Origin of the sequence: Salinibacterium sp. PAMC 21357 (genome assembly GCF_000247645.1) — a bacterium.
Classification (GTDB): Bacteria; Actinomycetota; Actinomycetes; order Actinomycetales; family Microbacteriaceae; genus Rhodoglobus.
This window is the reverse complement of sequence record NZ_AHWA01000006.1, coordinates 463,940-480,342: the sequence shown is the minus strand read 5'-3', so window position 1 is coordinate 480,342 and position 16,403 is coordinate 463,940. Positions and strand designations below refer to the sequence as shown.

Sequence of the window (16,403 nt, the reverse complement as noted above, 5' to 3'; positions counted from 1 at the left end):
TTAGGAGTGAACATTGCGCGCGCGTATTGCGCGTAAAAACTCGAGGAAACATGACCCAGCTGCGCGACACCCTACTGACCGCCCTAGCACCCCTAGCGTGGGGCACCACCTACATCGTGACCACCGAACTGCTACCCGCCGGTCATCCGCTCTTCGCTTCGCTAGTTCGCGCGCTACCCGCCGGCCTCATCGCTCTGGCGATCGCCCGCCAGCTGCCAACAGGAGCGTGGTGGGGGAAATCCGCCGTGCTCGGCATCCTGAATATCGGCGCATTCTTCCCCCTACTCTTCGTTGCCGCGTACCACCTTCCTGGAGGCATAGCCGCGACTCTTGGTGCCGCACAACCTCTCATCGTGGCGCTGCTCGTCGTCGTCGTGCTGCGGCAACCACTCTCGTGGCCACTGCTGGGCTGGGGCCTGGTGGGGATGCTCGGAGTCGCACTGATTGTGCTCAGATCAACAGCCCAACTCGACACCGTCGGCCTCATCGCCGGTCTCGCCGGAACTGCTTCCATGGCGTTTGGCGTGGTACTCGCGAAACGCTGGGGCAAGCCGCCCCAGGTTTCTGCCATGGGATACGCCGGCTGGTTACTTACCGCTGGCGGCCTCTTTTTGCTGCCGATAGCGCTCATCGCGGAGGGCGTTCCTCCTGTCATTGACCTCCCCGCGCTGCTCGGCTATTCGTGGCTCGGAATCGGGGGTGGAATCGTGGCGTATGCGCTCTGGTTTCGCGGCATCCGCATGCTGCCAATCGGGTCAATTGCCGTGTTGGGACTGGTATCACCAGTGGCAGCAGCCGCCCTAGGTGCTGTCGTGCTCGGTCAGACCTTCGGAGCGACCCAAACGGCTGGTTTCGCCTTAGCCTTAGCGGCAATCGTTGGGGGCCAAATCACCTCCGGCCGCCGGAAACAATCGGTAACGCCTCGATAAAGTGGTCCAAAATCACCACACGTTTTGGGGGGACAGACAGAACGTTCTGGCCAGTGTTTTAGCGGGCAGTTTCGAACGACACCCAAACGGGGGGCTACTACCCTGCAACGGGGGCTTGCATGCTTCAGTGAGAAAGAAGCAGAAGAACTACTCCTGGGGGGAGGCATCGAATGTCAGAACACGTAATCCTATTTGCCGGACCAATGGGCGCAGGAAAGACCACTGCCATCCGTTCCCTCAGCGAGATCGACGTCGTTAGCACCGAGGCCGCAAACAGCGACCGCGACGCCGCTGACAAACCAACGACAACCGTCGCTCTCGACTATGGCGAGATCAGTGTCAACGAAGCCGAAAAGGTTCGCCTGTACGGCATTCCCGGTCAGCGTCGTTTTGACTTCATGTGGACGATTCTTGCCGAACGCGCCGAGGGAGTGATCGTGCTCGTGAATGCGGACGCCGAAAACCCCGTCGAGATTGCCATTGAGTACGTCAAAGAGTTCTTCGCCATCTATGAACGGGGCGGAATCGTCATCGGCCTCACGCGCGCCGACCTCGTACCAAAGTCGCTCATCGAGGAATACGCGACGCAATCGCCGACGAAATGCCCGACGTGCTGATCCCGATTTTCACGGTGGATGCTCGTTCGAACGCCGACATGAACGTACTGCTCATGACCGTGGTGGCGAACGTCGAGCTGAAACAAGCCGTTGTCGCCAACCCTGCGCTCAGCACGGGGAGGAGACGATGACTATCGCACCTCACCTCGACCGCAAATACATTGCGCGCGGTGAACTCGCCCTCAGCGGCCTCAAAGATCTTGCACCCTCACTGGGATACGCCACCATCCTCACCGAGGACGGCTTTCCGGTGGTCAGCGTTGAAGGCAACGCACTCGACGGCAACCGATTTGCGAGCATGGCCAGTTCCACGCAGGCCCTCGCCGACGCCGTCGCACGAGAACTGCAGCTCGGAGATAACGAGTTTGTGATTATCGCGGCCGAACAGGGTCACGTTGTACAGGTAAGAGTTGAAGGCCACCCGCTGGTACTCGCCGCCTTGTTCACCGATCGAGAGACCATCGGCAAATCGCTCGCCGCGGCGAGACGCACCGCCCGAAGGCTCACCGTCTTACTCGCGGCCCACTAGGCCAACCGTTTTACCGGCGTAATCCGAACAACCAGCAGAGCACGCTAAACCCGAATAACCCGCATAACCCGAAGCAGGACCAGGAAACACGAACAGCGAACGATCACTCGTCTAACCCGCAGATCGCCAGCTGAATCGAGGATTTTACCCGCAAGCACCACCGCGATGCACCCTCGGCACCGCACACCAATTCACGCAGGAGGCGTGAAGATGACTACTTACACAACTCACATCCCCGCCGGCTGGTACCCCGACCCGCTTGGCCTCCCCCAGCTTCGCTGGTGGGACAACCACACCTGGACCGACCAGATTTCCGGCGCCCGTGCGCCGCTGGTTCACCAACTTGTCGACTTTGCAGACCCCACCGAGCTGGAGGACGGCGCCACACTTCACGCCGCTGCCGAACCCGAATCGGCAGCGACCAGTGGCGCCGTTCCTTCCGAACCGACCCTGGCTCACACGCTTCGCCAACTCGAAGCACCGTTGGCCAGGGATGCCGTCGACTCTGCGTCCGCTGGCGACCCAACGGCCGCGTACCGTGAGCGCGCCGACGACGAGTCTGACCTCACGGTCGTGGCGTCGGAATGGGCACGGGTTGCCGAGGCAATCAAAATCGCCGCGAGCAACGCCCAACCGACCGTGTTAGCGATCACATCGTCGAGCTTTCCTATGCTCATCATCGATGTGTTTGAGCGTTCGTACTGGTGGAAGGCTGAGATCACCGACTTTCCGACCGCACCGGTGAGCGTCAACATCCGCAGCCATGTACGTGACGAAGTCATCATGCCGACGGGTGCTGGTTTCGATCTGAGCGCTCTGTTGTGGATGGTCGGGCTCAACGGTTACGCTCACTCGCCCGCCCCGTGGCTTACCGATGGCGCACGCTACCGTTTGCGCCGCTGGCCCAACATCACGAGCCTTCCGCACGACGAGGACCAATTGCGGATGACCTCAATATTGAGTCATGCGCCGCTCTCAGCGAAGGAGCTTTCGGCAATCGCCGAGACTGCGCCGGCCTCAGCGCACTCGCTTCTTGCGGCGCTGAGCTTGATGAACATCTTGCGGGTGCTTCCTGGCGCCAGCGATGAAGAGATCGGGGCACCGGCGCCGACCCCAGCACCCCGTGGCTTCTTTGCCCGACTGCGCGGTCGCCACAGCAAGTAACTGCTTCTAGCCGAGTGGGTGGGTTCGTTACCCGATTCACCCGCTCGGCTGAACATTGCTTGACTTCTATCTCTATATAGGTAGATTTGGAGGCATGGAGCCTCTCTCGCGCGTAACCGCAGCCACCCTCGACGTGATCGAAGCACTCACCGTCACCCTCGAACCGCTCTGGGGGCTCAAAATTGTCAAGAGCACCGAGCGGCCGGCCGGCAGTGTTTACCCAATCCTCGAACGGCTCGAACGGCTGGGGTGGGTTACCTCAGCGTGGGAAGACGATCCCACCCGAACCGGCCCTCGCCGTCGCCTTTATGAACTCACTTCGGATGGCGCCGCCGCAGCACCGGCGTTGATCTCCGCGCAGCGCGCCGTTACCCAACGAGACAAGACTGCCCTTGGCGGCTCTGCCGTGCGCACTCTCGGAGCATCCGTATGAGCTTCGCCCGGTGGGCGATCACCGCGATTGCCCGCACCCTTCCCACCGCCGCGGCAACTCGCTACGGCGAAGAATGGCAAGCAGATCTCGACGGCGCGGCCGAGCTCGATCTGCCCGCGACGTCCATCGTGTGGGGAGCTGCCATCATCGCGATCACAATCGACCGCGATGCCCCCGAGGTGACCGGCATCACCCTGACTGCTGTTGCCGCGCGCCGAGCGCGCTGGGCGCTTGGCGCTTTCATCAGCGCGGGCATTCTCGGCGCGGGGCTTTTTCTCTGGGGCGGCTATCACGTGCCCCAGTCGAGCTCGGGGCCGGGCGCCGCGCTGCTCGCTGCGGCAGCGCTAATTCTGAAGGTGGCTGCGATCACTTTCAGCGTCGTTGGCGTGCTGGCCACAGTGCGTGCGATCATCACTCAAGTAGCTGCTTCTCGCCAGAACAAGGGAGGCTCGAGCCGAACATTTCGACTGCGCCCATCATCCGTGACCGTCTGGCTACTGGCCGCTGTGGTGATCACGGTCGCTCTACTGATGCTGGTGCCGCTAGTCGTAGTCGTGGTGGCCGTATTGGCGACCCCCATAGCGCTAACGATTGCTGCCAGCAGTAACTCTTCGCACGATCGGGTACCGATTCGCCGCCGCACCCAATGGCTGGTCGCCGTCACAACAGTCCTGCTGACGTTCGCCACCGTTGCAATCGGCACGCTGCATATCGTGGTGTGGAATCCGCTCGCAGCAGTGCCAGGGCTCAGCCTCGACGCCATCTATGCCCAGATGGCGGCGGCCGGAGAGTCGCCGTTCCCCTACCTAATTTGGTCCTGGGGAGTTTTCTGGTCGCTCGCCGCTCTAGCATTCGGTGGCATCTGTCTCGCGCCAAAACTAGGGGGTCGGATGTCGGCCCGGGCACTAGCCGCCAGCGGGCTAACCATTGTTGGCCTAACTCTCCTATTCCACGGCTTTGCAGGATTCAACATGGGGATGTCTCTGGCCGACACGTTCGCAATCGGCGGCGGCGATACAGCCCCATCCGGCCCCGCTTTGGCCATCCTCGGCCAGCTCTGCCTCGTGACAATCGTCTGGCTCTTGTTACTTCCGCAACGCACAAACGCGGGCCGACTGCCGGAGCAGTCGACCCGCGTTGTGACGAACTAACGCACCCTTACGGGCGGAAGCTCTTTAGCTGTAAACCGCTGCGAGCGTGCGACGGTCGTCGAGCAGCTGAGGCCACAGCTTGCGACGATCACGCACAACGAAACCACGAGCAATGAAGCGGTCTTTACCATCAAAGCGCGGGGTATACATTGAACGGCCGTGCATCGCGCGAAGGTTATCGAGCATCAGCAGGTCACCTGCCTGCAACACGTGGGCGTCGCGGTGCTCGATGTACGTCTCAACGACACGACCCAGCAGGCGCTGAGCTTCTGCCGTGATGCCGTGCATGAGGTCTTGGTCGACCAGAATGTACGGGTCATTTTCGGGACCGGTGAGAATCGGGAACGGGCCACGCACGGCATCCGGGCTAGGGATGTACGGCTGGAACGACTCGTCGATCGTGGTTGCCCACAGCGGCTGGCGAAGCTTTGCCACGTCGTCTGCAGACATGTGCTGCACCAGCTTGCGACCCGAGAAAGCATACGTCTTGGCGTTCTCATCGCCGCGAAGAGCCCCGAGGATTACATAGTCGGGCTTGAAGTCAGAGAAGCACTGCTCGGTGTGAGCTTCAAGCTCAACCTTCGAGCCTTGCGACTGCTGAGTCACGGCAAGCTTCGGGTTCGGAACCATGTCTTGGATGAGGTGGCCGTTGCCTTCAGCCTCGTAAGCAACCATGCTGCCCAGGAGGTGGGCAAGCATTGCCATCTCTTTAGCGAAAACGGTGCCAGCACCGAGTCCACTCTTGTTGTCGAGCGGGGTGTCTGTCAGGTCTTCATCGACATACAGACCACGCACAACCATGATTCCGGCTTCAGAGCCGACCTCAGCAAAATTCAGAACAGCTGCACGGACCTCTTCAGGCAAGCTGAAGGCTGCAGCAAGAGCCTGGCGACCGAAGTCATCAGGGCTCTCATTTGGGTGCGCAGTAATGCGCTCTGCAGCAGTACGAATCGCTTCGGCGCTAGCCGAGTCGAGAGTGAAAAGGCTCGATTGGAGCTCGTGAACGGTAATGTCGCTCTCCTTGCTTCGTGCGGCGCGCAAGCTGTGGCTCATTTGGCTCTTGGCAGGCGCGATCGCGGACATCGTCTCCATAGGGAAGACACATCTCAAATTACACCCTCCACCTCCTAAAACACGAGGATTGCGGGGTCGGCGGGGCCGTGCACAGCAAAAATGAAGCTACGCCATAGGTGATTCGCGGTTGCCCAATCTCGCGCTAAGATTGACCGGCCAGCGGGAGTGGTGAAATTGGTATACACGCAGGATTTAGGTTCCTGTGCTTTCGAGCGTGCGGGTTCAAGTCCCGCCTTCCGCACAACATCGCAGCCCGGCTCGTATCTGACAGAACGCGCAGCACTAACCTCAGGGTTCGAAGCGCGAGCCAGAAAAGCCGTACGCCAAGCTTTCGCTCGGCGTACGGCCCCTTCGGACCTGATTCTGGCCTAGCTGGCTGAGTGCCGCTCGGATGTAACAACGGTCTTGCCGATAGCACTGCCAGTTTCCACGAGCGCATGCGCTGCCCGCAGCTGTTCTGCATTGAGCGGGCTGAAGGTGCGCGTGAGCGTGGTGTGGATGCGTCCGGCATCCATAAGATCGGCTACTTCGTCCAGCAGTTCGTGCTGCAACACCATGTCGACGGTGTGCTGCGCTGAGCGAGTGAACATGAGTTCCCAGTGCCAGCTGAGCGCCTTGGCCTTGAGCGAGAGCAGGTCGAGCCCTGCCTCATCGTCAATGGCAACGATCTCGCCGAACGGCTTGAGCAGTTCAACGATTGCGGGCAAGTTCTTGCCTGTTTGCGAAGTGAAAACCCAGTCCACGCCCTCGGGTGCGACCTCGGCCACGTTCGCAGCGAGGTCGCCACGGTGACTGACCACAGCATCCGCTCCCATCTGGGTAACCCACTTGCGGGTTTCGTCGCGAGACGCTGTGGCGATCACACGTACACCGGTGAGTTCTTTAGCGAGCTGGATGAGGATCGACCCCACTCCCCCAGCGGCGCCAAGAACGAGCAGGGTGCCTGTGCTCGCACTCGCGAGCTTGAGCTTGTGAAAGAGAGCCTCGTAGGCAGTGATGGTCGTGAGCGGCATTGCTGCGGCTTCTGCGTGGCTCAGGCGAGACGGCTTGCGACCAACGATGCGCTCGTCTACGAGCTGCATGCGGGCGTAGCTGCCCGATCGAGTGATGTCTCCGGCGTACCAAACTTCATCGCCCGGCTGGAACAGGGTGGCTTCGGGGCCGACAGCGGTGACAACACCGGAGGCATCCCATCCGATGATCTTGTCGACGAAGTCACCACCGGCGCGCACCTTGACATCAACGGGATTCACCGACACTGCGGCTACTTCCACGAGGATGTCGTGGCCGGTCGGCGCTTCAACGATTAGTTCTTCGTCAACGAAGCTGCGGTCGCCCTCAATGGGCCCTCCAGCACGAGTGACGACGGCAGGAGCAACTGAGCCGATGCTGAAGGGAGAAGAGGGAGACGTGTTCACTGGGGGTCCTTTGCGTGGTCGCTAACGTGTAGCCCTCACGCTAAACCGCACATAGTGGTGACCCGCAAGGGAGGCAAGTTACCCCGAGGTAAGTGCTTAGACGAGCGCGCGCGCCACCTCAGTGCGCTGCGCGTGTTCGAGTTGCGACTCCGCCCAGACACGCAATGCTTCGAGGGGTACACCGGCTTCTTCGCCCAGTTTCGTCAGCGTGTATTCCACCCGGAGCGGAACCTCGGCAAAAACTTCGCGGTCAACGATTCCGTAGTCCTCGAGTCGGCGAAGGGTGCTTGTGAGCACTTTTGGCGAGATTCCGTCGAGCTGACGCTGCAACTCACCAAAGCGCATGCGACCGCCCAAGAGCGCACCGATCGCGAGTGCCGACCATTTGCTGGCCACCACATCCAAGAGATCGCGGCAGGGGCATGTTGCCGAAAAAACGTTTCCGACGTGACCCTGGTGTTCGTTGACGAAGTCCATGTCGATCCTCTCAATAGTTACTATCCGAATGATAGTGGACATGGATGCTCGAATGCGGATGCGGGGGTATTCCCCACAGCGACGGCCCCACCACACGCGGTACCCTTTGTCTACATAGCTAACGTCGCCGACTACGCGCACCTAGCCGACGATTCTGGAGAACTCCCTTGGTAGGCACCGCCCTTATTCCATGGCTTGATCCCCAAAACCTCATCGACGGCTTTGGGGCGTTTGCCCTGCTCGGGGTCGCCTTCATCGTCTTCGCCGAGACCGGCCTGCTCGTAGGGTTCCTCTTGCCCGGCGACACCCTTCTGGTGATCACCGGCATCCTCACCTTCACGGGCGTGATCGGATTCGAGATCTGGTGGGTCTGTCTTGCTATTAGCTTCGCCGCATTCTTGGGTGGCGAGGTCGGATACCTGATCGGGCACAAAGTGGGCCCGCGAATATTCGAACGAAAAGAAACCGGACTTTTCAGCGTCGAAAACGTCAAACGTACCAACGCCTTCTTTAGCCGCTTCGGCGGCCTTGCCGTAATCTTGGCCCGCTTCGTTCCCGTCGTGCGCACATTCGCCCCCGTTGCGGCCGGCGTCGGCCACATGGACTATCGCAAGTATTCGCTCTATAACGCGATCGGTGCTCTCATCTGGGGCTCCGGGCTGACCTTCGGCGGTTACCTGTTGGGCAACATTCCGTGGCTCAGGGACTTCATCGTCGAATACATCGACTTCATTCTGCTCGCCGCGGTCACCCTCACGGTGCTACCGACAGCGTTCCACTACTTCCGCTCGTCTCACAAAGCGAAGAAGGCACGCGAAGCAGGTCGTGCGAATGCCATCAGCGACGCCGAAGCCGAGAAGCTTTCGTTGCACCCTAAAGACTTCGACCAGAACCTCGACGACTAAGCCCCCTCGGGGTACGGCTACTTAGCCAGTCGCTTACGGAGCGCTTCTACCGCTTGCTGGGCGCTGCGACGAACTTCAATATCTTCGTCTTTGACGAGCGCAGACATTGCCTCGACGTCATCAGCGGTGCCCACGGTGCCCAAGGCACGAGCCGCAGAGGCGCGAACACGGGGAGTTTCATCCGTCAGAAGCGCCACCAGCTGTTCGCGAGCGTCGAGTCGACGAGTGGCAACAACACGCGTCGCCATCTCGCGCACACGCCACGCTTGGTTGCTGAGGGCAGTGCGCACGGCATCCGCAGCGCTGTCATCCCACGCGTGCAGCAGTGCGCGGGTTCCCCACAGCTCAGGCCAGTAAAGAACGGGGGCGCCGTCGAGAATGCCTTGAGCGTGCTCGCCACCGACGATCAGTAGAAACTCTTTGCCCTCGTTGTTGCCGGCAATTAGCGAGACAGCACGCTCAACGACAACGGCTTCGCCATGTCGTTCGCTGGCTGCCGCGATGCGGGCGGCAATGGGGAGTTCAAGATCTACGGCGTGGGGATCATCATGTTCAGACACGCCTCAACCCTACGTTGTTGCGCCCGATATCGAGACCGCACCACAAATGCGGGCCGCGGATCGGCCGAGGGCTAGCTGTCGCCGAGCAGTTGAGCACGCACGATCGGCATGATTGCCGCGAACGCCTGGGCACGGTGGCTGAGCGCATCCTTCTGATCAGAGCTGAGGTCAGCGGAGGTTCCCGATTGCCCGTCTGGGCAAAAAATGGGATCGTAGCCGAAGCCCTCGGTGCCGCTGCGCGCTCTCGCCACGCTGCCGGGCCACAGCGCGAGCTCCACGAATTCGCGCGCGTCGCCAGTAGCGGCGGGCACGACGAACGCCGCCGCACACGCAAACTGCGCGCCACGGTCATCCACACCGACAAGATTCTTCAACAGAAGTTCAAGGTTGTCACCATCGTTGCGGGTGCCGGCATAACGTGCCGAGTGGATGCCAGGGGCACCACCCAGCGCGTCAACACAGATGCCGGAATCGTCGGCCAGCGCTGGCAGCCCGGTGTGGGCGGATGCCGCCCGAGCTTTGATCAGCGCGTTCGCTTCAAAAGTGTCGCCATCTTCAATGGGCTCTGGCCCGTCGTAGGCGACGAGTTCGAGGCCGTCGAGTGCCGGACCGAGGATCCGGCGCAGTTCCGCGACTTTGTGGGCGTTGTGGGTGGCGAGAACGATGCGCATGGGCACTAGTTTGCGGCAGCGGCAACGGCTCCTGCTGTGCCATCAGCGAGGGATGCGACCTGCAGCGCGGTGAGGTCAACGGCGCCGGCCAGTGCAAGGTCAAGCAGCGAGTCGAGTTCGCGACGGTCGAAGGGTGCGCCCTCGGCGGTGCCCTGAACTTCAACAAAGAGACCGCGGCCGGTGACGACCACATTCATGTCGGTTTCGGCGCGAACGTCTTCGACGTACGCGAGGTCGAGCATGGGCTCACCGTCAATGATTCCGACGCTAACCGCGGCGAGCGAGTCAAAGAGAGCCTTCGAGTTCTTGCCGATGAACTTCTTTTCGCGACCCCACTCGATCGCGTCCGCGAGTGCAATGTAGGCACCCGTGATCGCTGCGGTGCGGGTTCCGCCGTCGGCCTGCAGAACGTCACAGTCGATCACGATGGTGTTCTCGCCGAGAGCCTTCATATCGACAACGGCACGGAGGCTGCGACCGATGAGACGCGAAATCTCGTGGGTGCGCCCGCCAACCTTGCCCTTGACTGCTTCGCGGTCCATGCGGCTGTTCGTGCTGCGGGGAAGCATCGAATACTCGGCCGTAACCCAGCCCTTGCCCTTGCCTGCCATCCAGCGCGGAACACCATTGGTGAAGGATGCCGTGCACAGCACCTTGGTCTTGCCGAACGAAATCAGCGCTGAACCTTCAGCCTGGTCGCTCCACCCACGCTCGATCGTGACCTTGCGGAGTTCATTGTTTTCGCGACCATCGTGACGTGTCATGGGCTTCTCTTTCAGTAGATCGGGCTTGTGGTTGTGCAGTATGTGGTGCAGCTGAGTGAGGGGGTTGCCTAGGGCAACGGCGGAAGAGTAATCACGCCAGTATCAAACGTTTCGACGCGCACAATGTTGGGCCCCATGAACCGGGATGCCAAACGTGTGAAGCCGGTCTTGTCTGGCCCGGTCGCTTCAAAGGTGTGACTCGCGGGTTGGGAGGGGTCGCGCAATAGGTCGTGCGCCACGAGAGTGCTGTAGACGTCGTAGGCGGTCTCTTCAGCACTCGAGACGAGGGTGACCTCGCGACCCATCACATACTGAATGGCGGCCGAGATGTGCGGGTAGTGGGTGCACCCGAGCACAAGCGTGTCGATATCGGCAGCTTTCAGCGGTGCCAAATATTCTTCGGCGACGGCAAGAACTTCGGGCCCGGTCGTGATGCCGGCCTCGACAAATTCTACGAACCGTGGGCAGGCTTGCGTAAACAGTTCGATATCGGATGCTGCAGCAAAAGCATCCTCATAGGCACGCGACTTAATCGTGCCCGCGGTGCCAATCACTCCGACGCGACGATTGCGGGTCTGACGCACTGCCGCCCTCGTGGCGGGCTGGATCACTTCAACCACTTCGATACCGTAGGCCTCGGTGTACCGCTCACGGGCATCCCGCAGCATCGCGGCAGAAGCAGTGTTGCAGGCAATAACGAGTAGCTTCACGCCATCGTCGACGAGACGGTCCATTACTTCGAGGGCAAAGCGCCGAACATCCGCAATCGGCTTGGGTCCGTAGGGCGAGTGAAGAGTGTCACCAACGTAGACGATTGACTCGTGGGGTAACTGGTCGATGATGGCCCGGGCTACGGTGAGGCCGCCAACTCCGGAGTCGAAAACGCCAATGGGTGCATCAGTCACACCCTCAATCGTAGTGGTCGATGCCCATCGAGGCCCTGACAGCCTTCAGAGTCTGTCGCGTACGCTGATCACGTGAGTACCGCGCTGCTAACTGACCAATACGAACTGACCATGCTCGATGCCGCAATCGGCAGTGGCCGCCATGAACGCCCCTGCGTTTTCGAGGTGTTCGCCCGCCGACTTCCCGACAGCCGTCGCTACGGCGTTGTCGCCGGCACCGGGCGCCTTCTCGAACTGGTGGAGCAGTTCCGGTTTGGTGATGACGAGTTGTCGTTTTTGAAGCAGAACAAGATTGTGTGCCCCACGACCATCGACTGGCTCGCCAACTACCGGTTCACGGGAAATATCACCGGCTACCGCGAGGGTGATGCCTACTTCCCCGGCTCCCCCGTGCTCATTGTTGAGGGCACTTTTGCCGAAGCTGTGCTGCTCGAGACGCTCGCGCTGAGCGTGCTCAACTATGACTCCGCTATCGCATCCGCGGCTGCTCGTATGGTCTCTGCTGCCGACGCGCGGCCTGTCGTCGAGATGGGTTCACGTCGCACCGGCGAACGCTCCGCCGTGGCATCCGCCCGCGCGGCCTTTATCGCGGGCTTCAGCGCAACCAGCAACCTGGAGGCCGGTCGCAGCTGGGGCGTGCCGACCATGGGCACCGCCGCGCATTCCTTTACCCTGCTTCACGACTCAGAGGAAGAAGCATTTCGGGCGCAGGTCGACGCATTTGGGCCATCGACGACGCTTCTTGTTGACACCTACGACGTTGAGAACGCTGTGGAGCTTGCGGTGAAGGTAGCCGGTACCAAACTGGGCGCTGTGCGAATCGATTCTGGCGACCTCGCCGTGCAGGTCGCCGCGGTGCGCGCCCAACTGGACTCTTTGGGAGCCACCACTACACGCATCACTGTCACCAACGATCTCGACGAGCATGCCATTGCGGCTCTGCGGGCTGCCCCGGTTGACTCGTATGGTGTCGGCACTTCGGTCGTCACCGGCTCAGGGCATCCTGCCGCTGGCATGGTCTACAAACTTGTTGCTCATCACAACGATGCCGGCGAATGGGTTTCGGTGGCCAAGAAGTCCACCGCCAAAGCCACTGTTGGCGGGCACAAAGCTGCGATAAGGGCCAGCCAAGACGGCTTTGCCGCGACGGAGCTCATCTATCAAGCGTCCGAAGGGCGTCCCGAGGTTGAGGGTCGCGATCTGATCGTCGATCTCATGACGGGGGGAACGGCGGATGCTCGCTGGCTGGGTCATGACGGAACTCACGCCGCGCGTGATCACCGCGAATATGCCCTCGCCGAGCTGCCCCAGAATGCCTTCCGGCTGTCACGGGGCGAACCCGTGTTGCCGACCGAGTATCGCTAGCCCTTCATCTTTTCGTAGACCTCTTTGCAGGTCGGGCAGACCGGAAACTTTTCGGGGTCGCGCCCTGGCGTCCACAGTTTTCCGCACAGTGCCCGGATCGGTTTGCCCGAGAGCGCCGATTCCATAATTTTGTTCTTGGGGGCGTAGTGCGAGAAGCGTTCGTGGTCGCCCTCTTCTACTTGCTCCTGATTGAGCAGTTCTTCGAGTTCGCGGTCGAGCGTGTCGGTCCCGCCGCCGGTGTGATCGGTGTCAGCCATGAGTCAATTCTACGTCGTGGTTGTTGATTTAGTTCTGGGATGACAACGCGAGCAGTTCTGGGCCGCGACGCACCATAATGCGACCGCCCCAATACACTCCGATGACCATCACGATGAAGCCGAGAGGAACCCCGACGAACAATGCTGCCCAGTGTCGTTCAAGATCCACGAAGGGATTGAAGAACACGACAGCGAGCACCGGGGCGCCAAAGAGCAGGCTGAGCGCGAAGGTGAATGATTGCACTGTCGCAGCGTTGGAGACGAGCGCCTGGGGCTGAATGAACGCTCCATGGCCCGGCAGTGGCGCGGCATAAGGGTATGCCGCCGAGCTCACGCTAGACACGCCAAGACCAGAAAACAGCAGGCACAGGCTGAGCCCGATCAGACCGGGCAGCGATTGGGCGTCACCGACGATGAAGACTGTGAGGATGCTACCAACGATGGCGAGCGGGATTCCCACGAGCAGTCCGGGAACGATGCGTCCCCAGCGATCGTCGGCGCCATTGGTGTGGGCCGAGACGTGGGTCCAGAGGGCGGTGTTGTCATGGGCGACATCGTTGTGAGCGCTCCAGCCGAGGAAAAGGCACATGACCGGTACAGGGATCCACGCGATGACGTCGGAACCAATTCCGCCAACAAGAAGGGCGGCGACCATTCCAATCGGAATAATTGGAATTGCGGCGAGGGCCACAAAGTAACGTGCATCGCGAGCCCAGTAACTGAGGCTGCGCGCGGCAATCGCACCAAGCGGAGTTGCCGGCATGACCCTGAACCAACCCAAGCCGGAACGATAGGTTTCTACGGCGCTTCGTTCGGGACGAGAAAGCACGTACCCGAGCATGAAATACCACGCAGCCGAGAGCACTACGAGAAACCCGAACGCAATGGCGAGCTTCGCAGCGGCATCGCCAGCATTACCGGCAGCGCTGGACGCAGGCGCGCTAAAGGCGACCCCCAGCGGTGTCCACTCCAGCACTGCCGCAATTCGCCGCAGCACAGGAAGCACTTGCGATTGATAATCAGACAGCGCCAGCAGCACCGCGACAGGAAGGGATGCGATCACCAGCGTCACCGCCACGATGCCAAAACTTTCACGAAGGCGGCGGGTACTCAAGAATCGCGCCGCGATGAGGCTCGCCAATCGCGATCCCACCACTGCGGTTGCAATCACGAGAATGCCCGAGAGTAGGGCGACGAAAGCGGATGCTCCAGCCCCCGACCAGGCAAAGATCTGGGCGCCAGCCAAGCCAACGAGCATGAACGTGGGGATGCTGACCGCGCCAGCAAGCAGCAACAGCAGTGCGAGGCGGAGTCGCGTCAGCGGCAGGTAAGAGAATCTGCGCGGGTCTAGGGCGTCATCCGCGTTCCACCCGAGGGGGATGATGAGGAATCCGATCAGCACCGCTGAGCCGAAAACGACCAGGGTGGTGCCAGCAATCTCGGCGGTGGTGTCGCGCAGGTTGGCGACGGCGCTGATCGCGATAACGAAGAGTACGGCGCTATACAGAAACACCAACGCCATGCTGGCCGCAACTAGTGGCCCTCGACGGAACGTGTTCGCGAGGAGGGTCAGTTTCAGTCGGAGAAACTGCTCAACCACTCGAGCCCTCCCCCACTGGAGTTCTTGCCGGTGAGCTGCACAAAGCGGTCCTCTAGAGACATTCCGTTGCGAACTTCATCAATCGTGCCGTCGGCCAGAAGTGTTCCTTCGACGATCACCGCAACGTGGCTGCAGACGCGCTGCACTAGTTCCATGCGGTGGCTGGAGAGCAGCACTGTTCCGCCAGCATTCACGTATTGCTTGAGGATGCGGGTGACGGTTGCTGCCGAAACAGGGTCGACCGATTCGAAGGGTTCGTCGAGCACGAGCAGTCGCGGAGAGTGAATCATTGCCGCAGCGAGCGCCACCTTTTTGAGCATGCCTGAGGAGTAGTCGCTCACGAGACGACCCATCACGTCATCGAGACCGAACGCGGTGGCAAGATCTGCGGAACGCTTTCGCACTTCGACAGCTTTAAGCCCGCGGAGCACCCCCGAGTAGTAGAGCAGTTGGGAACCGGTGAGCCGGTCAAAGATGCGCAGACGATCGGGTAGAACACCAATTGAGCGCTTAGCGATCTCCGGCGAATCCCACACATCAATGCCATTGACGCTGGCGGTTCCCGAATCGGGCCGCAGCAGACCGGTGATCATCGACAGAGTGGTTGTCTTTCCTGCACCGTTGGGCCCGACGATGCCATAGAAGACACCCGCACGCACATTCAAATCGATGTCATTGACCGCCACGGTATCGCCGAATCCCTTCGACAGGCCACGGACTTTCAGCACAATTTCGCCGGCTGTCGTGTCTAGTGCGTGAGTGAGTGTCGGGCGTACCGCAACGGCAGCTTCCGGCATCGCTACACCCTGCTGCTCAGCGGACGGCTCGGGTTCAGCGGACAGCTCAGGCTCAATTGTCGCTTCAGGAGTGAGCTCGACCTCTGGCTCGACGTCCGGCACAGTCTTTGCGTCCGGCGCAGTCTTTGCGTCCGGCGCAGTCGTCGTATGTGGCTCAGTCGTCGGCTCACGAGCGGGGCTCACCTCGTCTTGAGGCAATTCGTCAGATGCGGCTACTTCCGCGAGTGCGACACTCTTGTCTTCGTCAGTCTGCAACTCGGCGTTCGCGTCCGCGAGGTCGGGCTCAGCAACGGCGTCGATAACGGGGTTAGCCTCGCCGGGCTCGTCAGCGTCCGCATCCGCATCCGCATCCACGAGCGTCTCAGTTTCAGCGGGTGCGCCGTCATCGATGGATGCGTTCAGATCCTCAACGGAAACATCGTTGGTGTCGGCGCTAGCGTCTTCCAGGGATGCGGAATCAGCGTCCGTGGAGTCGGAGTCAGCGTCAGCCGTGGCCATCGGCGGCTCGAGCTCTTCAGCTATGACAGGCGCGGGGACGGGAACAGCGAACTGAGAGGCAAGTGCCCGCAAGCGAGCGAGGCCGGCCAACACTCCGTCCGGCTTTGCCTCCGGTTCGGAAACTGCGGCCTCAGTCGGTTCCGTCGCGTCAAGTGCAACTTCTGCTTCGGTCTCGTCACGATCGTCCGTGTCCGAGTCCGTGTCCGTGTCCGGCTCGGCTTCTAGAGTTGGCTCGACGACCGCTGGCGCAGTCGCGCTAGCATCGTCGACGTCAGCAACGCCGCGCACC

Annotated in this window: 19 protein-coding genes and 1 tRNA gene; 10 read left to right on the top strand and 10 right to left on the bottom strand. The window is 61.1% G+C overall.

Annotation, left to right across the window (positions count from 1 at the left end; translation table 11 throughout):
- Positions 1-50 precede the first annotated feature (50 nt).
- The 7 genes from ON14_RS14845 (at position 51) to ON14_RS14820 (ending at position 4,823) form a co-directional block, all read left to right on the top strand.
- Positions 51-929, top strand: coding sequence for an EamA family transporter (locus tag ON14_RS14845; protein WP_010206312.1), 879 nt, complete (start codon positions 51-53; stop codon positions 927-929).
- Between the two features lie 170 nt (positions 930-1,099).
- The gene (locus tag ON14_RS14840; protein ID WP_010206311.1) at positions 1,100-1,546 is read left to right on the top strand and encodes a GTP-binding protein; all 447 of its coding nucleotides are present in this window, start codon (positions 1,100-1,102) and stop codon (positions 1,544-1,546) included.
- Complete coding sequence (locus tag ON14_RS16005; RefSeq protein ID WP_202800976.1) at positions 1,531-1,677, top strand: hypothetical protein; 147 nt, start codon at positions 1,531-1,533, stop codon at positions 1,675-1,677. The genes ON14_RS14840 and ON14_RS16005 overlap by 16 nt, the downstream gene beginning before the upstream one ends.
- Positions 1,674-2,075 carry a roadblock/LC7 domain-containing protein gene (locus tag ON14_RS14835; protein ID WP_010206309.1) on the top strand — a complete coding sequence of 134 codons (402 nt, stop codon included), beginning with the start codon at positions 1,674-1,676 and terminating at the stop codon, positions 2,073-2,075. Before ON14_RS16005 ends, ON14_RS14835 begins: the two co-directional genes overlap by 4 nt.
- A gap of 210 nt (positions 2,076-2,285) precedes the next feature.
- On the top strand, positions 2,286-3,239 hold the full coding sequence (locus ON14_RS14830) for a DUF2510 domain-containing protein (protein ID WP_010206308.1): 954 nt from the start codon (positions 2,286-2,288) through the stop codon (positions 3,237-3,239).
- 94 nt (positions 3,240-3,333) lie between these two features.
- Complete coding sequence (locus tag ON14_RS14825) at positions 3,334-3,672, top strand: PadR family transcriptional regulator (RefSeq protein ID WP_010206306.1); 339 nt, start codon at positions 3,334-3,336, stop codon at positions 3,670-3,672.
- On the top strand, positions 3,669-4,823 hold the full coding sequence (locus tag ON14_RS14820; RefSeq protein WP_010206305.1) for a hypothetical protein: 1,155 nt from the start codon (positions 3,669-3,671) through the stop codon (positions 4,821-4,823). Before ON14_RS14825 ends, ON14_RS14820 begins: the two co-directional genes overlap by 4 nt.
- A gap of 24 nt (positions 4,824-4,847) precedes the next feature.
- Here ON14_RS14820 and ON14_RS14815 read toward each other — a convergent pair whose 3' ends face one another.
- On the bottom strand, positions 4,848-5,915 hold the full coding sequence (locus ON14_RS14815; protein ID WP_010206304.1) for a TauD/TfdA family dioxygenase: 1,068 nt from the start codon (positions 5,913-5,915) through the stop codon (positions 4,848-4,850).
- 141 nt (positions 5,916-6,056) lie between these two features.
- Between ON14_RS14815 and ON14_RS14810 the strand changes: the two genes are divergently transcribed.
- Positions 6,057-6,138, top strand: a tRNA-Leu gene (locus ON14_RS14810).
- A 127-nt stretch (positions 6,139-6,265) separates the two neighbouring features.
- Here the strand turns inward: ON14_RS14810 and ON14_RS14805 are convergent.
- Both ON14_RS14805 and ON14_RS14800 read right to left on the bottom strand, forming a co-directional pair.
- Positions 6,266-7,315 (bottom strand): zinc-binding alcohol dehydrogenase family protein, encoded by a 1,050-nt coding sequence (locus ON14_RS14805; protein ID WP_010206303.1) that lies wholly within the window; start codon positions 7,313-7,315, stop codon positions 6,266-6,268.
- Positions 7,316-7,411: 96 nt separating this feature from the next.
- Positions 7,412-7,792, bottom strand: coding sequence for a winged helix-turn-helix transcriptional regulator (locus ON14_RS14800; protein WP_010206302.1), 381 nt, complete (start codon positions 7,790-7,792; stop codon positions 7,412-7,414).
- Positions 7,793-7,959: 167 nt separating this feature from the next.
- Between ON14_RS14800 and ON14_RS14795 the strand changes: the two genes are divergently transcribed.
- Positions 7,960-8,697: a DedA family protein gene (locus ON14_RS14795; protein WP_010206301.1), complete on the top strand. Its 738-nt coding sequence runs from the start codon at positions 7,960-7,962 to the stop codon at positions 8,695-8,697.
- A 17-nt stretch (positions 8,698-8,714) separates the two neighbouring features.
- Here the strand turns inward: ON14_RS14795 and ON14_RS14790 are convergent, their stop codons facing one another.
- From ON14_RS14790 to murI, 4 genes are all read right to left on the bottom strand, one after another.
- The gene (locus ON14_RS14790; RefSeq protein ID WP_010206300.1) at positions 8,715-9,257 is read right to left on the bottom strand and encodes a HEAT repeat domain-containing protein; all 543 of its coding nucleotides are present in this window, start codon (positions 9,255-9,257) and stop codon (positions 8,715-8,717) included.
- Positions 9,258-9,328: 71 nt separating this feature from the next.
- Positions 9,329-9,928 carry an RdgB/HAM1 family non-canonical purine NTP pyrophosphatase gene (gene rdgB / locus ON14_RS14785; RefSeq protein ID WP_010206298.1) on the bottom strand — a complete coding sequence of 200 codons (600 nt, stop codon included), beginning with the start codon at positions 9,926-9,928 and terminating at the stop codon, positions 9,329-9,331.
- Between the two features lie 5 nt (positions 9,929-9,933).
- The gene (rph, locus tag ON14_RS14780) at positions 9,934-10,692 is read right to left on the bottom strand and encodes a ribonuclease PH (RefSeq protein WP_010206297.1); all 759 of its coding nucleotides are present in this window, start codon (positions 10,690-10,692) and stop codon (positions 9,934-9,936) included.
- 68 nt (positions 10,693-10,760) lie between these two features.
- Entirely contained in the window at positions 10,761-11,597 is an 837-nt protein-coding gene (gene murI, locus ON14_RS14775) for a glutamate racemase (RefSeq protein WP_010206296.1), read from the bottom strand.
- Between the two features lie 111 nt (positions 11,598-11,708).
- On the opposite strand from murI, the gene ON14_RS14770 reads away from it, so the two are divergent.
- Entirely contained in the window at positions 11,709-12,962 is a 1,254-nt protein-coding gene (locus tag ON14_RS14770; RefSeq protein WP_010206295.1) for a nicotinate phosphoribosyltransferase, read from the top strand.
- On the opposite strand, the gene ON14_RS14765 is transcribed toward ON14_RS14770, so the two are convergent.
- From ON14_RS14765 to ON14_RS14755, 3 genes are read right to left on the bottom strand one after another with little or no spacing between them, the layout of a single operon-like run.
- On the bottom strand, positions 12,959-13,219 hold the full coding sequence (locus ON14_RS14765) for a DUF3039 domain-containing protein (RefSeq protein ID WP_010206294.1): 261 nt from the start codon (positions 13,217-13,219) through the stop codon (positions 12,959-12,961). The genes ON14_RS14770 and ON14_RS14765 overlap by 4 nt on opposite strands.
- 28 nt (positions 13,220-13,247) lie before the next feature.
- The gene (locus ON14_RS14760; protein ID WP_050993075.1) at positions 13,248-14,819 is read right to left on the bottom strand and encodes a hypothetical protein; all 1,572 of its coding nucleotides are present in this window, start codon (positions 14,817-14,819) and stop codon (positions 13,248-13,250) included.
- Positions 14,795-16,402 carry an ATP-binding cassette domain-containing protein gene (locus ON14_RS14755; protein WP_010206291.1) on the bottom strand — a complete coding sequence of 536 codons (1,608 nt, stop codon included), beginning with the start codon at positions 16,400-16,402 and terminating at the stop codon, positions 14,795-14,797. Before ON14_RS14755 ends, ON14_RS14760 begins: the two co-directional genes overlap by 25 nt.
- Between the last annotated feature and the right edge of the window lies 1 nt (position 16,403).